This window comes from Neotabrizicola shimadae (assembly GCF_019623905.1).
Lineage (GTDB): Bacteria > Pseudomonadota > Alphaproteobacteria > Rhodobacterales > Rhodobacteraceae > Neotabrizicola > Neotabrizicola shimadae.
The window spans coordinates 2,593,654-2,612,127 of record NZ_CP069370.1; the positions used below are offsets into that span (position 1 = coordinate 2,593,654).

At 66.9% G+C, this 18,474-nt stretch carries 16 protein-coding genes; 12 read left to right on the top strand and 4 right to left on the bottom strand.

Features of this window, described 5'->3' with window-relative positions:
• Positions 1-2 precede the first annotated feature (2 nt).
• Positions 3-188: a CTP synthetase gene (locus tag JO391_RS12615; protein WP_259444691.1), complete on the bottom strand. Its 186-nt coding sequence runs from the start codon at positions 186-188 to the stop codon at positions 3-5.
• 241 nt (positions 189-429) lie between these two features.
• Between JO391_RS12615 and JO391_RS12620 the strand changes: the two genes are divergently transcribed.
• The 7 genes from JO391_RS12620 (at position 430) to JO391_RS12650 (ending at position 8,276) form a co-directional block, all read left to right on the top strand.
• Positions 430-2,451 (top strand): elongation factor G, encoded by a 2,022-nt coding sequence (locus JO391_RS12620; RefSeq protein WP_220660834.1) that lies wholly within the window; start codon positions 430-432, stop codon positions 2,449-2,451.
• Between the two features lie 3 nt (positions 2,452-2,454).
• The gene (locus tag JO391_RS12625) at positions 2,455-3,666 is read left to right on the top strand and encodes an SGNH/GDSL hydrolase family protein (protein ID WP_220660835.1); all 1,212 of its coding nucleotides are present in this window, start codon (positions 2,455-2,457) and stop codon (positions 3,664-3,666) included.
• Positions 3,663-4,703 (top strand): glycosyltransferase 61 family protein, encoded by a 1,041-nt coding sequence (locus JO391_RS12630; protein WP_220660836.1) that lies wholly within the window; start codon positions 3,663-3,665, stop codon positions 4,701-4,703. The genes JO391_RS12625 and JO391_RS12630 overlap by 4 nt, the downstream gene beginning before the upstream one ends.
• 88 nt (positions 4,704-4,791) lie before the next feature.
• Entirely contained in the window at positions 4,792-5,319 is a 528-nt protein-coding gene (locus JO391_RS12635; protein WP_375155664.1) for a serine O-acetyltransferase, read from the top strand.
• On the top strand, positions 5,316-6,836 hold the full coding sequence (locus JO391_RS12640; RefSeq protein ID WP_220660838.1) for an AMP-binding protein: 1,521 nt from the start codon (positions 5,316-5,318) through the stop codon (positions 6,834-6,836). Before JO391_RS12635 ends, JO391_RS12640 begins: the two co-directional genes overlap by 4 nt.
• Positions 6,833-7,066, top strand: a complete 234-nt coding sequence (locus JO391_RS12645; protein WP_220660839.1) for an acyl carrier protein — start codon at positions 6,833-6,835, stop codon at positions 7,064-7,066. The genes JO391_RS12640 and JO391_RS12645 overlap by 4 nt, the downstream gene beginning before the upstream one ends.
• Positions 7,050-8,276, top strand: a complete 1,227-nt coding sequence (locus JO391_RS12650) for a type III PLP-dependent enzyme domain-containing protein (RefSeq protein ID WP_220660840.1) — start codon at positions 7,050-7,052, stop codon at positions 8,274-8,276. The genes JO391_RS12645 and JO391_RS12650 overlap by 17 nt, the downstream gene beginning before the upstream one ends.
• A 13-nt stretch (positions 8,277-8,289) precedes the next feature.
• Here the strand turns inward: JO391_RS12650 and JO391_RS12655 are convergent, their stop codons facing one another.
• Positions 8,290-8,601, bottom strand: a complete 312-nt coding sequence (locus tag JO391_RS12655) for a TFIIB-type zinc ribbon-containing protein (RefSeq protein WP_220660841.1) — start codon at positions 8,599-8,601, stop codon at positions 8,290-8,292.
• A gap of 249 nt (positions 8,602-8,850) precedes the next feature.
• Here JO391_RS12655 and JO391_RS12660 point away from each other — a divergent pair, with 249 nt between their 5' ends.
• The 3 genes from JO391_RS12660 to JO391_RS12670 all read left to right on the top strand — a co-directional run bounded on the left by JO391_RS12660 (position 8,851) and on the right by JO391_RS12670 (position 13,330).
• On the top strand, positions 8,851-10,065 hold the full coding sequence (locus tag JO391_RS12660; RefSeq protein WP_220660842.1) for a M24 family metallopeptidase: 1,215 nt from the start codon (positions 8,851-8,853) through the stop codon (positions 10,063-10,065).
• A gap of 95 nt (positions 10,066-10,160) precedes the next feature.
• Positions 10,161-12,323 (top strand): esterase-like activity of phytase family protein, encoded by a 2,163-nt coding sequence (locus JO391_RS12665; RefSeq protein ID WP_220660843.1) that lies wholly within the window; start codon positions 10,161-10,163, stop codon positions 12,321-12,323.
• Between the two features lie 146 nt (positions 12,324-12,469).
• Positions 12,470-13,330: a L,D-transpeptidase gene (locus JO391_RS12670; RefSeq protein WP_259444692.1), complete on the top strand. Its 861-nt coding sequence runs from the start codon at positions 12,470-12,472 to the stop codon at positions 13,328-13,330.
• A 51-nt stretch (positions 13,331-13,381) separates the two neighbouring features.
• Here JO391_RS12670 and JO391_RS12675 read toward each other — a convergent pair whose 3' ends face one another.
• A complete protein-coding gene (locus JO391_RS12675) occupies positions 13,382-13,723 on the bottom strand; it encodes a cupin domain-containing protein (protein ID WP_220660845.1) in 342 nt (113 codons plus the stop codon).
• A gap of 176 nt (positions 13,724-13,899) precedes the next feature.
• On the opposite strand from JO391_RS12675, the gene panB reads away from it, so the two are divergent.
• Together panB and panC are read left to right on the top strand one after the other, a co-directional pair.
• Complete coding sequence (gene panB / locus JO391_RS12680; RefSeq protein ID WP_220660846.1) at positions 13,900-14,730, top strand: 3-methyl-2-oxobutanoate hydroxymethyltransferase; 831 nt, start codon at positions 13,900-13,902, stop codon at positions 14,728-14,730.
• Positions 14,727-15,569, top strand: coding sequence for a pantoate--beta-alanine ligase (gene panC / locus JO391_RS12685; protein ID WP_220660847.1), 843 nt, complete (start codon positions 14,727-14,729; stop codon positions 15,567-15,569). Before panB ends, panC begins: the two co-directional genes overlap by 4 nt.
• Positions 15,570-15,603: 34 nt before the next feature.
• Here panC and JO391_RS12690 read toward each other — a convergent pair whose 3' ends face one another.
• On the bottom strand, positions 15,604-18,372 hold the full coding sequence (locus JO391_RS12690) for a DNA methyltransferase (RefSeq protein WP_220660848.1): 2,769 nt from the start codon (positions 18,370-18,372) through the stop codon (positions 15,604-15,606).
• Positions 18,373-18,474 lie beyond the last annotated feature (102 nt).

Consider the following 18,474-nt stretch of genomic DNA (forward strand, 5'->3'; position numbering starts at 1 on the left):
CGTCAGCCGCTGATCTGTTTCGCCACCAGCCAGCTGGCCGGAATGGCCAGCACAAAGCCGATCACCGCTGCCGCGATGATCGCCGTGCCATCGACGCGGCCGATGGTCAGCGCGATCACGATCCCCACGCCCATCAGCGTCGTCGCGATCATCGAAAACAGCAACATCATCACCCGTGTCATGGCCATCCGCCCCTTCGTCCGCTTCTCTCCTTCCGTGCCATGGATCGCCTGCCTTCACCTTGATCCCGGTCAAACCCATTCACGGTCTTGCATGAAAGAAGGAGGTGCCGCCAGGCAAGACAGAGGCCGAGGCGGCTGCTAACCTGACCCCCATCGGTCCGTGATGGACCCGTCGCAACCGACCCGGACGGCCCGCGGCGGCAGAACGGCGGGGCAGGACCGAGACACAGATCCGGGGGAGGACATCATGACCGACCATGCCAGGGGACCACGCTGCGCCGCGATCGTCGGCGCCCATGCGAGTGGAAAGACCACGCTATTTGAAGAGTTGCTCTTTGCTGCCGGCGCGACCGACCGGCGCGGCACGGTGCGCGAGGGGACGTCAGTGGGCGACAGCGCCCCGGAAGCCCGCGCGCGCGGCATCTCGACCGAGCTTTCCGTGGCCTCGTTCCGCTATCTCGACGAGCCCTGGACGCTGATCGACACCCCCGGCTCGGTGGAACTGGGCCAGGACGCGCTTGGCGCGATGATGGTGGCCGATGTGGTGGTGGTGGTCGCCGAACCCATGCCCGACCGCGCGGCCACGGTCTCGGGCTTCCTGAAGTTCCTCGATGACCGCAACATCCCGCATGTGATCTTCATCAACAAGATGGACCAGGCGAAGGGCGCCGTCCGCGCCACGCTCGAGGCGCTGCAGGGCTTTTCCGCCCGCCCGCTGGTCCTGCGCGAGATTCCCATCCGCAACGGCGACGGCCAGGTCACGGGCTTCGTGGATCTGGTGAGCGAGCGTGCCTGGCACTGGAACCCGCACAAGCCATCCGAACTGGTCACGCTGCCCGAATCGCTGCGCCCCGACGAGGCAGAGGCGCGCGACAGCCTGCTGGAAACCCTGGCCGACCATGACGACCACATCATGGAGGAATTGCTGGAGGATGTGGCCCCGCCGACCTCGGAAATCTACGACAGCCTGGCACGCGACCTGCGGGCCGACCTGGTGGTGCCGGTGTTCTTCGGATCGGCCGAAAACGGCAACGGGATGCAGCGGCTGTTGAAGGCACTGCGCCACGAGGCGCCGGGTCACGAGGACACCGCCGCGCGACTGGGGATCGAACCGGGCAGCGGCCCGGTGGCGCAGGTGTTCCGAACGCTCTACTACGGCCAGTTCGGCAAGCTTTCCCTGGTGCGCATCTGGGACGGCGAGGTGAAGGACGGCCTGACACTCGGCCGCGACCGCGTGGGCAGTGTGAACGCACTCTTCGGTCGAAAGCCGGCGGCCCACGGCACCGCGGGTCCGGGCGAGGTGGTGGCCCTTGGCCGCATGACCACGGCGCAGACGGGCGAATTGCTGATGGCCGACCGGGTGGGCACGGTGGACTGGCCGGCCGCGCCTGCGCCCGTGATGGCGCTGGCCATCCGGGCCGAAAAGCAGTCGGACGAGGTAAAGCTCGCCACGGCCCTTGGGCGCCTGATGGAAGAAGACGCCTCGCTGCGGCTGGACCAGGTGGCCGAAACGGGCGAGCTTGTGCTTTCCGGCCAGGGCGAATTGCACCTCCAGATCGCCCTGTCGCGGCTGAAGGCGGAACAGGGGCTCACCGTGCTGACCAGTCGCCCGACCGTTCCCTACAGGGAAACGATCACTCGCAACGCAAAGGTCCGCTCGCGACACAAGAAACAATCCGGCGGTCACGGCGAGTTTGCCGATGTGGAACTGGAGATCGCTCCCCTGCCGCGCGGCGAAGGCTTCCGCTTCGGCGACCGCATTACCGGCGGCGTGGTGCCCAGGCAGTACATCCCGGCGGTCGAACGCGGGGTCACAGCCTGGCTGGAGAAGGGCTCGCTCGGCTTTCCGGTCGTGGATGTCTCGGTCACGCTGACCGATGGCGGGTTCCACACGGTGGACAGTTCGGAAATGGCCTTCCAGAAGGCCGCCGCCAAGGCAATGACCGATGCCATGCCCGATTGCGCCCCGGTCCTGCTGGAGCCCATCCTCCGCGTTACCGTCACCGTGCCAGCCGAGGCCACCTCGCGCGCGCAACGCATCCTGACAGGCCGGCGCGGGCAGCTTCTGGGCTTCGATGCGCGGCCGGGCTGGCTGGGCTGGGACGAGGTGATGGCGCTGGTGCCGCAATCCGAAACCCAGGACCTGATCGGCGAGTTGCGCTCGCAAAGCCTCGGGATGGGGAGTTTCACCGCCGAATTCGACCATCTGCAGGAAATGCAGGGGCGCGAGGCCGAACGGGTCGTCCATGCCCGAACGGCGGCGCGCTAGAACATGGCGGTCCGGCGCAGGAAATCCGGCGGTCGGACCGCCTTCACCCTGGCCATGGCCCTTGCACTGGCTTCGGCCGCGCTGGTGATCTGGTGGGGCGGCGCACTCTGGCCCGCCGCCTCGATCCAGGTCACCGATCCGGGCACGCTGATCCTCGAATCGGGCGCCCTGCCCGGCGGCGTCACAGCCGTTCTCGCCGAACCGGCGGACCAGGCTGTCCCGCCGGCGCCCCTTCGCCTGACAGGGCGCTTCGCCCGGCCCATGACCGAAGACGGCGCGCCGCGCCACGAATGGCCCGCGGCCCATGCCGTTGCCCGCATCGACGGGCCCGAAGTGACGCTTTCCTTCGACGATGACGAAAACCGCTACCGGCTGACCATCGACAGCCCGGCCCTGTCGCTGGTGCTGGACCGGCCCGGCCGTCACGACCTGAACATCGCCGGTCTCGGTCCGGGGCTGCATGACCTGCGGGTAGAAAAGATCAGCGAATCTTCCGCGCCCCGCCCCTTTCCGGTGATCCGCCCCGGCGCGGATACCACGGCCCTGCCCGTGCCTGCCCTGCCCCGCCAGATCGAGGTGATCGGCGATTCCGAAGCGGTGGGATACGGAGTGACCTCGCCGCGCCGCGATTGCAGCGCGGAGGAACAGTTCGCCACCACCGACACAAGCCAAGCCTTCGGCCCGACCCTCGCCCGCGCGCTGGACGCCGACTACCGGCTCATCGCCCGGTCGGGCATGGGGCTGGTGCGCAACTATGGCGGCGCGGACGCCGGGCGCAGCCTGACATCTCTTTACGCCCTGCCCTTGCCCTCGGACCCCGATGCCATGGCCCTGCCCGATGCCTGGTCACCGCGGCTCGTGGTGCTGCAACTGGGCACCAACGACGTGGAGGACAGCGAACAACCGCATCTGCCGCCGGGCTATGGCGAGGCGGCCGGCGAGTTGATGACTCGCATCCGCAGCCTTTACCCCGCCGCGACCATTCTGGTCCTTCTGACGTCAGAGCCCGATGCCGGCCGCCAGGCCGCGCTCGATCCGGTGATCGCGCGCCTGCAATCCAAAGGCGGCCCGCCCGTGGCGCTGGTCAAGGCGCCTGAAAGCGATCTTGGCGCCTGCCACTGGCATCCCTCGCTGGCCGACCACGCCGCGATGACGGCAGCGTTGCAAGAGGCCCTGGCCAGCCTGCCCGCCCCCTGGGGGACGCCCGCGCCATGATCTCGGCCGAACCCCTGGTCGCGGCGCTGCGCCGCAAGCTTGGCGCGCCGCCGCCCGACATCACCTCCCGCGCCCTGGACAGCTGGGAAATCGCCCCCGGTGCCGATATCGAGGTTCCCCCCGCCATCGCCCTGCCTGGAACCGAGGCGCGCATCACCGCCACCGTCTTTGCCGACCGCGACATGGTCCTGCGCGCCTTCCGTGGCTATCCGGCCGAATGGCACGGGCCGACGCTGGGCCACCGCCTGCGCGCCGTGACCCTGTACGACGGCCGCCTGTCTTCGCGGGGCGCCGAACGCCATCTGCGCGCCCGCAGCCGCCTGCCCGTCCGGGGCCGCCTGCCCGAACTCGGCTCAGCCGCGATGTACGAAACCTGGGTCGGCAACCGCTGGTTCGGCAACTGGCTGGTCGACAATTGCCTGACCTATGGCCTGGCCCAGGACAGCGGCCTGCCCGTCTGCGCCAGCGCCCCCTCGAAACCGCCGCACGGGCCCGCCTACGAGTCGCTTCTGGGCATGGCGCCCCGCATCGCGCCCGAGGGGCATTTCGACGAACTGGTCATCTTCGACGACCTGCCCGACAACCCCGGCAAGCGCGCCCGCGCGGCAGCCATGCGGTCCCGGCTGCTGGAGACCCTGCCGCCGGTGCATCCCGGTCCCCGCGTCTTTCTCCTGCGCGGCCATCACGGCGACCGGCGGCTTCTGGAAAACGAGATGGCCCTGGCCGAGACCCTGGCCGCGCGGGGCTTCCACATCCTCGACCCGATGAACGAACCGGTCGCGACCGTGCTTCACGCCTGCGCCGGCGCGCCCGTCGTGGCCGGCGTCGAGGGCAGCCAGTTGACCCACGCGCTCGTCTCCCAGGCCCCCGGCGCCGCGCTTCTGGTCATCCAGCCGGCCGACCGCACCACCGCCGCGCTCAAGACCCTGGGCGAGCGTTTTGGCCTGCGCTTCGCCTATGTCGTCGCCGAAGGCGCGGACGGTGCCTACCGCGTCGATGCCGGCGACGTGCTGCGGACGCTGGACCTTCTGGCCTGACCCGGCGTCAAAGCCTTGCGATCCTGCCGCCGATGTTCCACGCTTGGCCCCTGACAGGTGGGTCGTGGCGGAAGGAACAGTGGGCGTATTGAGTACCATCCTTGACGACTGGCGCCGTCATGGTCGGTCGGTCACCGATGCGGGATTTGTCTCGCTGGCCATCTATCGCTATGGCCACTGGGCGGTTGGCCTGAAGTCCCCGGTCCTTCGCTGGCTGGCAACCAAGCCCTACGGCCTGATGCGGCTTCTGATCCTCTCGATCACCAAGGTCTGGATCCCGCCAGGTACGCGGATCGGCAAGGATTTCCACATCATCCATGCCGAGGGTCCGATCTCGATCCACCCCGATGTGGAGATAGGCGACCGCTGCGGCATCATGCACAACGTCACCATCGGCACAAACATGGGCCAGGGCGTGCCGGTGATCGGCGACGATGTGTTCATCGGGGTGAACGCCACGGTCCTGGGCCGCATCCGCGTGGGCAACCGCGTCCGGATCGGCGCAAACACCGCCGTGTCCACCAATGTGCCCGACGACCATATTGCCGTGGGCTCGCCGGCGAAGATCTATCCCCGACTGCCGCTGCGCACCGCGCCCGCGGCGCCCAAGGCATGACGCCCGCCGCCTCTGTCTGGCGGCTGCTGGCCGATGCCCTGCCCGCCCGGTCGGATCACCCGGCCCTCGTCGATCCCGATCGCAGCGTCACCTACGCCGGCCTTGCCGCCGAAGCCGATGCCCATGCCGCCTGGCTGGCAGAGCATGGCATCAGGCCGGGCGACCGGGTGATCGTGCAGTTGCGCAAGGGCATCGCCGAGGTTGCCGCGATGTTCGGCGCCTGGAAGCTGGGCGCCGTGGTGGTGAACGTGAACCACCAATGGACACCGGCGCAACTGGCCCATGTGGCCGCCGATTGCCGGGCCGCCGCGGCGGTAATCGCCCCCCGCCTCCCCGCACCGCCGGGCGTGGCCCATGTGCTTGTGTCCGGCACCGATCCCCTGCCTTCCGCCATCATGCCCGAGGCGCAGCCGGACCCGCAGGGCCTCGCGATGCTGATCTACACCTCCGGCTCCACCGGCCAGCCCAAGGGCGTGATGCTCAGCCATGCCAACATCCGCCTGGGCGCAATTGCCGTTTCCGAGTATCTCGGCCTCGGTCCGGATGACAGATTGCTGTCCGTCTTGCCCTATTCCTTCGATGCCGGCCTGAACCAGCTGACCACCATGCTGCTTCAGGGCGGCACCGTCGTGCACCAGCCTGTGCCGATGGCGATGGAGATCCTGCGCCGCGCCCGCGACCAGCGCGTGACCGGCATCGCCGGCGTGCCGCCGCTCTGGACCCAGATCACCCGCGCGCTGATCGATGCGCCGATGCCCCTGCCCAACCTGCGCCGCATCACCAACACCGGAGGCAAGATCCCGCCCGATGTGCTGGCCCAGATGCCCCGCGCCTTTCCGGGCGTGGACATCTTCCTCATGTACGGCCTGACCGAAGCCTTCCGCTCCACCTACCTGCACCCGTCGAAATTCGCGGCCAAGCCCGGCTCCATCGGCCAGGCCATTCCCCATGCGCAGGTCTTCGCGATCCGGCCCGACGGCGGGCTGGCCGGGCCGGGGGACCAGGGCGAACTGGTCCATGCGGGCGGGCTGGTGTCGATGGGTTACTGGGAACGGCCCGACCTGACGGCCGCGAAGATCCGCCCCTGCCCCGCCCTGGCCCCGATCCTGGGGAACGGGCCGGTCGTCTGGTCGGGGGATCTGGTGCGCATGGACGCCGAGGGCGATTTGTGGTTCGTCGGCCGCATGGACGAGATGATCAAGACCTCCGGCTTCCGCCTGTCGCCCACGGAAGTCGAGGATGCCGCCGCCCTCTCGGGCCTCGTGGCCGAAGCCGTGGCCTGGGGCGAAGAGGATGCCGACCTCGGCCAAAGCGTCCACCTGGCGGTGTCGCTGATGCCGGGCGCCGGCGAGGCCGCGCTCCTGTCACACTGCCGCCGCACGATGCCGCATTACATGGTGCCGCGCCGCCTGTTTCCCTGGCCTGGCGCCATGCCGCGCACGGCCAGCGGCAAGCTCGACCGCCCCGCCGTCATTGCCGCCTGCCGCGCGGCCCCGCCGACCAAGGAGCCCGGATGACCCTGACCGCCGAAAGCCTCGTCGCCTACCTGACCGACATGCTCAACGTCGAAGGCCCGCTGGATGCCGAGACCGAACTGTTCTCCTCCGGCCTGCTGGACTCGGTCGCGATGGTCAACTTGATTGCACATATCGAAGATCAGGCGCGTATCGAAGTGCGCCCGTCCGATGTAACCTTGGACAATTTCGACACCATCGCCCGGATCCTCGCCTATGCCAGACAGGCATGAGGCGCTCGACAGGCTGCTCGCCGAAGCCGCCGCGCGCTTCGGCACCCCCGCCTTTGTCTATGTGACCGAGGCGATCCAGGACCGGCTGCACGCCCTGCAATCAGCTTTCGGTCGCTGGTTCGACCTCAGCTACGCGGTCAAGGCCAACCCCAACCCCGCGCTCCTGTCCTGGCTGCGCGACCGGGTCGCCACGCTGGACATCTCCTCCGGCGGCGAACTCGCCGCCGCCACGTCCCAGGGATGGGCGCCCGACCGGCTCAGCTTCACCGGCCCGGCAAAGCGCGACCCCGAACTGGCCGCCGCGGTCGCCGCCGGCCCGGTCGAGGTGGTGCTGGAAAGCCTGCGCGAAGCGCGCGCGCTCGACCGCCTCGCCCGCGACGCAGGCCGGGTGCAGCCCGTGCTCGTGCGCCTTTCGCCCGCCCATGTCCCGCGCGGCTTCGGCGACCACATGGCCGGCCGGCCCAGCCCCTTCGGCATCGACGTGGAAGAGGCCCCCGCCGCGCTTGCGGAGATCGCTGCGCTGCCCGGCTTGTCGCTGAAGGGGCTGCACATCTATTCCGGCACGCAGTCGCTGAAGCCCGAGGCCATCGCCGAGAACTGGCGCATCTTCCTGCAGGTCTTCCGCACTGCCTGCGACGGCCTGGACCTCGTGCCCCAAAGGCTGATCTTCGGTGCGGGTCTCGGCATCCCCTACCACGAAGGTGACACCGCCCTGGACCTGGAGGAAATCGCCGCCGCCATCGCCCCCGACCTCGACGCCTTCCGCGCCGAGCCGCGCTTTGCCGCCACCCGGCTCACACTGGAACTGGGCCGCTTCCTGGTGGGCGAGGCCGGCTGGTTCGTCACCCGCATCGTCACGCTGAAACAGTCGCGCGGCAGCACCTTCGCGCTCTGCGACGGCGGCATGAACGCCCATCTCGCCGCCTCGGGCCATTTCGGCATGGTCATCAAGCGCAACTACCGGATGCACCGCGTCGGTGGCGGTGAGCCCACGGCAAAAGTCGATCTCACCGGCCCGCTGTGCACCTCGCTCGACAGGCTGGGCTCGGGCGTGCTTCTGCCGCCTCTCGCCGAAGGCGACCTGATCGCCATCCACGCCTCCGGGGCCTACGGCCCCACCGCCAGCCCCACCGGCTTCATCAGCCATCCCGCCCCGCGCGAAGTGCTGGCCGAAGGCGGCCAGCTGCGCGAGGTGACGCCCCGTCCCTGATCGGTGCGCCGGATCAGAAGTCGAACAGGTCCGACAGGAAGTCCTTGCGCTTCTTCTTGCGGTAATCGGGATAGCGCGCCTCGCCATAGCGATAGCGGTCATCGTCGTCGTGGTGGGGATGGTGCCGATCCTCCACCCGGCGCTCCGGCTCGCGCCGCACCTCGCGCGGCGGTTCAGGCTGCACCACCGGCGCTGCGGACCGCTCCAGGATCTTGTCCAGCTCGCCCCGGTCCAGCCACACCCCCCGGCATTTCGGGCAGTAGTCGATCTCCACCCCATTGCGGTCCGACATCACCAGGGTCTCGTTGTCCACCGGACACTTCATCGGTTGCTCCTTGCGATTTCCCATCCACGACATGGGGCGCAGGGGCGCGCGCACAAGTGGTCGCAAACGGACTTGCACGAGATTGTCAGCAGCGACATGGTGGTGGCGAGCCACGGCGATGGCGTCGCCGCAGGGGCTGGCCAGTGTCCGGACCCTGACGCTTGCAGCCCTGCTGCCACCGTCCTGTACGCCGGGACCTTTCGGGGTCCCGTTCGGCATCAGGCCAGACCCCATGACGGAGGTCTGAAAATGACGCTCGAACGCCCGCAATCCTACCGTTTCCACAACGGCGGCGCAAAAGACGCCCTTCCCTTCGCCGAAGAGGAATATCACGCCCGGCTGGAGGGTCTGCGTGACATCATGGACCTGCACGACCTCGATGCCGTCGTGCTCACATCCATGCACAACGTGGCCTATTATTCCGGCTTCCTCTATTGCTCGTTCGGCCGGCCCTATGCCGCCGTGGTGACCAGGACCGACTGCATCACCGTCTCGGCCGGCATCGACGCGGGCCAGCCCTGGCGCCGGTCCATTGGCGACAACATCACCTACACAGACTGGACACGCGACAACTTCTGGCGCGTCGTGGCCTCCATCACCGGCGAGGGCAAGGCCATCGGCTGCGAGGCCGACCACCTGACGATGGAACGCGCCGACAAGCTGAACACCTTCCTGAAGCCCAGGCGTGGCGTCGACATCTCGCCCGCCACCATGCAGCAGCGGATGCTGAAATCGCCTGCCGAAATCGCACTCATCAAGCACGGCGCCAATGTCGCAGATGTGGGCGGCTATGCCATCCGTGAGGCGATCCGCGAAGGCGCAACCGAACTGGAGGTCTCCATCGCCGGGCGCGACGCGATGGAGCGCGAGATTGCCAAGCGTTTCCCCGACGCCGAATACCGCGACACCTGGGTGTGGTTCCAGTCGGGCCTCAACACCGACGGCGCGCATAACCCGGTCACCAATCGCAAACTCCAGCGCGGCGATATCCTGTCCTTGAACTGCTTCCCGATGATCTCGGGCTACTATACCGCGCTGGAACGCACGCTCTTCGTGGGCGAGGTCGACCCGGCCTCCCTGAAGATCTGGGAGGCCAACATTGCCGCCCATGAATACGGCATGAGCCTTCTGCGTACCGGCGCCTCCTGCTCGGGCGTCACCGCCAAGATCAACGAGTTCCTGGCGGAACGGCAGCTTCTGCAATACCGCACCTTCGGCTATGGCCATTCCTTCGGGGTGCTCAGCCACTACTACGGCCGCGAGGCGGGGCTCGAACTGCGCGAAGACATCGACACCGTCCTTGAACCCGGCATGGTCATCAGCATGGAGCCGATGCTCACCATCCCCGATGGCCAGCCCGGCGCCGGCGGCTACCGCGAGCACGACATCCTCGTGATCACCGAGGACGGCGCCGAGGACATCACGCACTACCCCTATGGCCCAGGCTTCAACGTCGTTGGCTGAGCCCTGTCACAAAACCGTCACCCCGGCTTTACCGGGGTGACACCGCCGCCCCCCATCCCTGCCCGCCAAGAGACACAGCGAACAGGGATGATCTCATGCGTATCCGCCTTGGCCTGACCTCGGCCCTCGCGCTGGCCGCCGCCGCGCCGGCCCATGCCGAGATGACCTTCAACCGCATCGCCAGCTTCGCCACGCCGATGAACATGGCCGAAGGCGAGGACAAGGCCCGTACCTCCTCGGCCGAGATCATCTCGGCCAGCGAAGACGGAATGACGCTGATCTACACCGACAGCCCGCTCGGTGTGGTAGGCCTGATCGACATCACCGACCCGGCCGCGCCCAAGCCCCTGGGCAACATCGACATGGGCGGCGAGCCGACCACGGCGCAGATCGTGGGCAACATGGCCTTTGTCGCGGTGAACACCTCCGAATCCAAGGCCAATCCCTCGGGCAAGCTGGTGACCGTGGACCTCGCCACCCGCAAGGCGGTGGCCGAATGCGACCTCGGCGGCCAGCCCGATTCGGTGGCCCGCGCCAAGGACGGCAGCTTCCTCGCCATCGCCATCGAAAATGAGCGCGACGAGGATGTGAACGACGGCGCCATTCCCCAGATGCCCGCAGGCTTCCTGGTCAAGCTGCCGCTGAAGGATGGCGCGGTTGACTGCGCAGGCCTGCAGAAGATCGACATGACCGGACTTGGCGTCGTCGCGCCCGAGGATCCCGAGCCCGAATTCGTCTCGATCAACGAGGCGGGCGAGATCGTCGTCACCCTTCAGGAAAACAACACCATTGTCGTGGTGGGCGCCGACGGAAAGGTCGCCAAGGCCATCGACGCGGGCAAGGTCGCGCTCGAAGGCATCGACACCAAGCGCGACGGCCGACTGCACTTCGACGGGTCCAAGGAAGCCCTGCGCGAGCCCGATGCGGTGAAGTGGATCGACAACGACCACTTCATCGCCGCCAACGAGGGCGATTACGAAGGCGGGTCGCGCAGCTGGACCGTCTGGAACAAGGACGGCACCGTGGTATGGGAATCGGGTGCCTCGCTGGAACAGGCCATCGCCCGCATCGGCCACTACCCCGATGCGCGCAACTCGAAGGGCGTGGAACTGGAATCGGTCGATTTCGCGGTCTTCGACGGCACGCCGCTGGCCTTCATCGCCTCGGAACGCGCCTCGATCGTCGGCGTCTATGACATGACCGATCCGAAAGCGCCGAAGCTCCTGCAGCTCCTGCCGTCGGGGATCAGCCCCGAGGGTCTGGTGTCGATCCCGTCGCGCAACCTCCTCGCCACCGCCAACGAGGTGGATCTCGGCGAAGACGGCCTCGCCCGCGCGCATGTGATGATCTACCAGCGCAGCGATGCGCCCGCCGCCTATCCGACCATCACCTCCGAAGGCGCAGAGGGCGTTCTCGGTTGGGGCGCCCTTTCCGCGCTCGCCGCCGATCCCGAAAAGCCCGGCATCCTCTATGCCGTGTCGGATTCGGTCTATGCCGCCGAACCCGCGATCTACACCATAGACGCCACCCAGACCCCGGCCCGCATCACCGCCAAGACCGTGGTCACCCGTGGCGGCGATGCCGCGCAAAAGCTGGACCTCGAAGGCATCACCCCCGATGGCGAGGGCGGCTTCTGGCTCGCCTCCGAAGGCCGCACCGACCGGCTCACCCCGCATGCGATCCTGCATGTCGATGCCGAAGGCGCCATCGACAAGGAAATCGCCCTGCCGCCCGAACTGCTGGCCGGCGAGGTCCGCTTCGGCTTCGAAGGCATCGCCAAGTCCGGCGACACGCTGTGGATGGCCGTCCAGCGCCCGTGGAAGGACGATCCCGAAAACACCGCCAAGCTCCTCGCCTACAACACCGCCGAGGAAACCTGGGGCGCCGTGCGCTACCCGCTGGACCCCGCGCCCGAAGGCGGCTGGGTCGGCCTGTCGGAAATCACCCTGTCGGGCGACTGGGTCTATCTGATCGAACGCGACAACCAGGTCGGCGAGAACGCCGGGCTCAAGGCCATCACCCGCGTGCCGGTCTCGGCCATGGTGCCCGCGGCACTGGATGGCGAGATCCCGGTGGTCACCAAGGAAACCTTCCGCGACCTGATCCCCGACCTTGCCGGCTTCCACGGCTTCACCGCCGAAAAGGTCGAGGGCTTCGCCATCGATTCGGCTGGCACCGGCTTTGTCGTGACCGACAACGACGGCGTGGCCGACAGTTCGGGTGAAACCTTCTTCTGGTCCATCGGCCCTGTGAAATAAGGCCGTTCTCCGCTCCCTGACGGCCGACTGTGACCCCCGCGCGACACGCACGGGGGTCATTTCTTTCACGAATCGAACGCGGGACTTGACCGAACCCCCGCCGCGCTGTGACTCAGCCTGTCTGCCGCCCTTCTCCCGAGGCCCAAGTGTCCCTCTTCCGCCTGCTGCTCGCCCTTACCCTGGCCGCCCTGCTCTCTGCCTGTGGCACCACGACGAAGCCGGTGGACGGTCGCACCGACTATCCGTCGCGCACCCCGCCAGAGTACGAGGGCATCCAGGACGGCATGTTCTTCATCCCGCCGGTGGAACCGCTGCACCTGTGCTGCCAGAACCAGCGCACCGTCGTGCCCTACAACGGCACCGAAGAGCCGGGCACCATCGTGGTGGATACCTATGCCCGCCACCTGTACTATGTGCTCGATGGCGGCATGGCCGTGCGCTATGCCATCGCCGTCGGGCGCGAGGGCATCGCCTATCGCGGCACCGGCTATGTCGGGCGCAAGCAGGAATGGCCCTCGTGGCAACCGACCCGCAACATGATCCGCACCCGCCCCGATCTTTACGCCGAGTTTGCCGGCGGCCTGCCCGGCGGGCTCGACAACCCGCTCGGGGCGCGCGCGCTTTACCTGTATCGTGGCGGTCGCGACACGATGTTCCGCATCCACGGCACCATCGACGATGCCTCGATCGGCCGCGCCACCTCGGCCGGCTGCATCCGCCTGTTCCAGCGCGACGCCATCGACCTCTATGACCGGGTCGAAACCGGCGACACCATCAAGGTGCGCACACTGGATGAATCGCTGGAACTCGAAGGCCCCTACATGGACGATGCCTGGGGCCGCGCCGTGCCCGACACGCCGGAAAACCGGGCCCAGCTGGAACGCGACCTGCCCATCGCCATGGCCGAGGCCGAGGCGGACGCCGCGGCCCAGGCCCAGGCCGATGCCCTCGCCGCAGAGGCAGCCGCAGCCGATGCGGCAGCCCTCGCAGGCGCGACCTTCAACTGATCGGACCCCGGCCCGCGAACGGGCCGGGACACGGGGATCTGGAACGCTGGGTCAGGCCAGGATCACATAATCCTTCAGCGTGATTTCCAGCACCTCCCAGGTGCCGGAAAACCCCGGCCGGATGATGAAGCTGTCGCCTGCGCGCAGCACCGTCTCGACACCGGCCGCATCGGTCAGAACCGACACCCCCTTCAGGATGTGGACATATTCCCACTCCTCATAGGAAATCCGCCACTTGCCCGGCGTGGATTGCCACAGCCCGCAATACAGCCCGCCCTTCTCCTCGATGTTCCAGGTGGTGTGCACGGGATCGCCCGCCAGCACCTTCTCGGGCTCGGGGCGGCTTTCCTCGGCGGCAATGCCCTCGCGGGCGACGCGCTGCAGATGAGTCATGAATGGTCCTCCGGTCATGCCCGCTTCTGGCAGGCCGCATCGCGCCCGGTCAAGGGCGCTGTCAGAGGGCACCTGCCCGCCGCCGCCAATGCCGCAGCGCGGCGTGATCGCGCTTTCCAGACCGCGCCACCCCGGTTATAAACCGCTGAAATGCTGTGCAGGAAAGGCCCCAACCGATGAGCGCCACGGCACCCGTCAAACCCGTCCTTCCCGCCGACATCCGCGCCCGCAAGGGCGGCACCCCCCTTGTCGTGCTGACCTCCTACACCACCCCCATGGCCCGGCTCGTCGATGCGCATTGCGACATCGCGCTGGTGGGCGACTCGGTCGGCATGGTGCTGCACGGCTTGCCCTCCACCCTCGGCGTCACGATGGAGATGATGATCCTGCACGGCCGCGCCGTGACCCGCGGCCTCACCAAGGCCATGGCGGTCATCGACATGCCTTTCGGCAGCTACGAGGAAGGCCCCGAGCACGCCTTCCGCAACGCCGCCCGCCTGGTGGCCGAAACCGGCGCCCCGGCGGTCAAGCTCGAAGGCGGCACCCACATGGCCGAAACCATCGCCTTCCTCACCGCCCGCGGCATCCCGGTGATGGCCCATGTCGGCCTCACCCCCCAGTCGGTCAACACCATCGGCGGCTACAAGGTCGTGGGCCGCGACGGCGAAGGCGACAAGGTCATGGCCGACGCCCTGGCCGTGGAAGAGGCCGGCGCCTTCTCGGTCGTGCTGGAAAAGGTGCCCGAGGGCCTTGCCTCCCGCATCACCCAAAGCCTCGACATCCCCACCATCGGCATCGGCGCCGGCGTCCGCTGCGACGGCCAGGTGCTGGTCATCGACGACATGCTCGGCATGTTCACCGAATTCCGCCCCAAGTTCGTGAAGCGCTACGCCGATCTCGGCCAACAGGCCGACCGCGCCATCGCCGCCTATGCCGAGGAAGTCCGCGCCCGCAGCTTCCCCGCCCCCGAACACGCCTTCCCCGACGTGCTGAAAGCCAAGCCATGACCCCGCCCATCTTCCGCAGCGTCGAAAGCCTGCGCGACACCGTCCGCGCCTGGAAATCCGCCGGCCAGACCGTGGGCGTCGTCCCCACCATGGGCGCGCTGCACGAAGGCCACCTCTCGCTCGCCCGCCGCGCCCGCACCGAATGCGACCGGGTCATCACCACGATCTTCGTGAACCCCAAGCAGTTCAACAACCCCGAAGACCTGAAGAAATACCCCCGGACCGAGGAAGCCGACGCCGCCCTCCTCGCCACCGTGCCGGTGGACGCCATCTTCGCCCCCCCGGTGGACGAGGTCTATCCCGAAGGCTTCGGCACCAATGTCAGCGTTTCCGGCGTGTCCGAACCGCTGGAGGGCAAGATGCGCCCCGGCCATTTCGACGGCGTGGCCACGGTGGTGACCAAGCTCTTCGGCATGACGCTCGCCGACCGCGGCTATTTCGGCCAGAAAGACTGGCAGCAACTGCAAGTCGTGCTGAAACTTGTGCGCGACCTGAACCTGCCCGTCCAGATCGTCGGCTGCGAGACGATCCGCGATCCCGACGGCCTCGCCATGTCCTCGCGCAATGTCCGCCTCACGCCCGAAGGCCGGGCCAAGGCGCCCGTGCTCTACGCCGCGCTCTCCGCCGCCACCGCCGAAATCCGCGCGGGCCTGCCCGACCGCATGGCCATCCGCGAGGCGGCCGAGCAGATCCGCGCCGCGGGCTTCGACCGCGTGGAGTATATCGAGCTGCGCGACGCCGCCACGCTCATCCCCTCCGACGACCCCACCCGCCCCCGCCGGATGCTCGCCGCCGCCTGGCTTGACGGCGTGCGCCTGATCGACAACATCCCGGTCTAGCGCCCCTTGCCCCGGCGAAAGCCGGGGCCTCCGCCTACCGCCCCGCGCGCCGCCTCACGCGGGGCGGGGCCGGCAGCAGCGGCGCCGCCATCGCCTCATACAGCGCAAACAGATGCTCCACCCGCTCGCGGTCGCCCGAAAACGGCTTGGCCCGATACAGCCGGTCCACCGCCCGGTCGAGCCGCCCATGAGCGGCCCGCAGATCGGCCGGCATCAGGTCAGGGTCGTAAAGGTCGGCCAAGGTCGCGCCCGGATGGGCGGCACGGGCATCCAGCACCGCCTGCGCCAGCGGATCGAGTTTCGCCAGGTCCGCGCCGGGTGGCAGGGGGAAGGTGTTGTAGACGAGGCCAATTGTATAGCGAAAGTCGCTCTTGAGTCGTCCGCCTATGTGACGAAGCCAAGACATGTGCATGGCCGATGTTAGGAGTGCGAACGTCGACAATTCTGCATCTGGGACAATCTGGACAAGGTTGCTGGGAATGACCGGAGGTTCTAGCCAACCTATAGGCGCATACGGCCGTCTCTCAGAGCTGACGGATGGAAGCACCAAGAACGATTTGGTTGGAACCGTGCTTACTTCATACCTTGTTGGATAATCGGCAAGCCGAACTGTTGCCGCTTTCCTGCTCTTACTTCTCATTCTTCGGACTTGCAAAATCCGCTCTCTTACGAGTGGCATGTTCGCAAGTTCATTAGGTGAGGCATCTTCAAGATGCAAAATAAAGCGATCAATTCCGTTAATGAACTCTCGTGAGCCGATAAATGGCCGAAAAAATCGCGCGGCTCCCGGTTCCATAGCTTCAAAGTCTGCGCGCTCCTTTGCGCTAAAAATGTAATGATCCCCAACGACTGGTTTGGTCCCCATTCTAGCTTCTGGAAGATGGTTGATAGGTTTCGGCACGTCCTGCACGACGAGATGTGGGTTCCCAAGCAGTGACGCATCGAAAAGATAGGGCGATATCATGCGGTGAACGGTCTCGATTGGATCACCGTCGAGGTCATCATAACTGAATAGGCGGCAAGAAGACCGGGCGTTGTCCCTCCTGTCGAGTCCAATGATTACCACATGGACATGCGCTTTGCCGCGCGCATCAGAACCCCAAGCGAATGTTCTATGTGCAAACGCTATTTCCAATCCATATCGGTCGAACAACACTGGCCAGAGTAGGGCGACTTGCTCACCCTGAGTGATTGAGTTCGTAGCAACGAAGGAAATCCGAGTCCTACCTTGAACGTATGCACCGGCTTTGAGGAACCACGCGCCCACGTAGTCAAGTGGCGTGCCAGTCGCCCCCTTGGGGTTCATCAGCTCGCGCATTTGCTCTCTCTGCTTAGGCGACTGATAACTCTGCCCCACAAACGGCGGGTTCCCCAGCACAAATGAACAGCGCTCTGGCGGCAGAACCTCGGCCCAATCCACCTCCAGCGCATCGCCGTAGCGGATGGTTGGCGCCTTCTTCAAGGGGATGCGCGGGTAATAGCCGCCAAAGGCCGTGCTCAGGGCCAGGTTCATCAAGTGGTCCATCATCCACAGCGCGGTTTCCGCGATGCGGGCGGGAAACTCGCCGATCTCGATGCCGTAGAACTGGTCCACATCCACCCGGCTCAGCACCGATGCATCCAGCTGCAACTGGCCGTCGCTGCGCAGCTCCAGCAGAAGCTCAAGCTCCAGTTGCCGGATTTCCCGATAGGTGATGACAAGAAAGTTGCCGCAGCCGCAGGCCGGGTCAAAGAAGGTCAGGCTCGCCAGTTTGTCGTGAAACGCCCGCAGCGCCTGTTGCCGCCCGGTGCGCCGGGCACGGATCGCCGCGAATTCGGCCCGCAGATCATCCATGAACAGCGGCCCGATCAGCTTCAGGATGTTCTTCTCGGTCGTGTAATGCGCGCCCGCCGCGCGGCGCTCCTTCGCATCCATCACGCTCTGGAACAGGCTGCCAAAGATAGCGGGTGAAATCGGCGTCCAGTCGAACCGGCAGGCGTTCAGCAGGGCGGTGCGCATCCCCTCGTCGAAGTCGGGGGGCGGGAAGTATTCCTTGAACAGATGCCCGTTCACATAGGGAAACTGTCGCAAGGCATCGCTCAGGGTGGTGGACCGGGCATCCTCTGCCGTGTCCAGCACTTCGAACAGCTTGTTCAGTTGCGGGCCAAGGCTGGCGGGATCGGCGATCCCCTCCAGCCAATCGTGCAGGATGTCCTTCGGCTCGAAGATGCCGGTATCATCCGCGAACAGGCAGAACACGATCCGCGTCAGGAACACTTCCAGCTTGTGCCCGGTATAGCCTGATGCCGCCAGCTTGTCGTGCAGATGGCCCACCAGTTCGGCGGCCTTGATGTTCACCGGGTCCTGATCCTTGAACCGCGCCGTCTGGCGGCCAAGGATGAAACCGAACTTGTCGATGTGCTTCGGCAGGTCGCGCAGGGCGAAGGCCACTTCCTCGCCCGTGGTCAGGTCGGTCAGCATCCATGTCTGAAAGTCGCAGACCAGAAGCCGCTTGGGCATTTCCGCGTCGCTCAGGCGGTGGGTGTAGTCCATCGCCTGGATCTTCGCGCCCAGCAGGTCATGACCGCGCGACTTCTGCTCCACAAGCAATTCGCCGGGCCAGAACAGGTCGATCCGGCCGGGCGTCCCGCTCAGTTTGGCGACCGATTTCTCGTAGACGGCAACGCGCTTTCGGTCGACCCCGAAGATGGCAAAGAACTCGTTATAGAAGCTCTGGGTCTCGCCGATCTCGTAATGGGCGTCCTTCCAGTCCTTCGCGAATACAGCCGCACGCGCCCGGATTTCGGGCCAACTCAGTCTCATGGGAAATCCTCACAATCACCGGGGGCGACTGTGGGGCAGGCACGGGGCATGGGTCAAGCGGTGTGGCCCTCGGACAAGTGTTAAGTCCAAGTTAATTCGGGC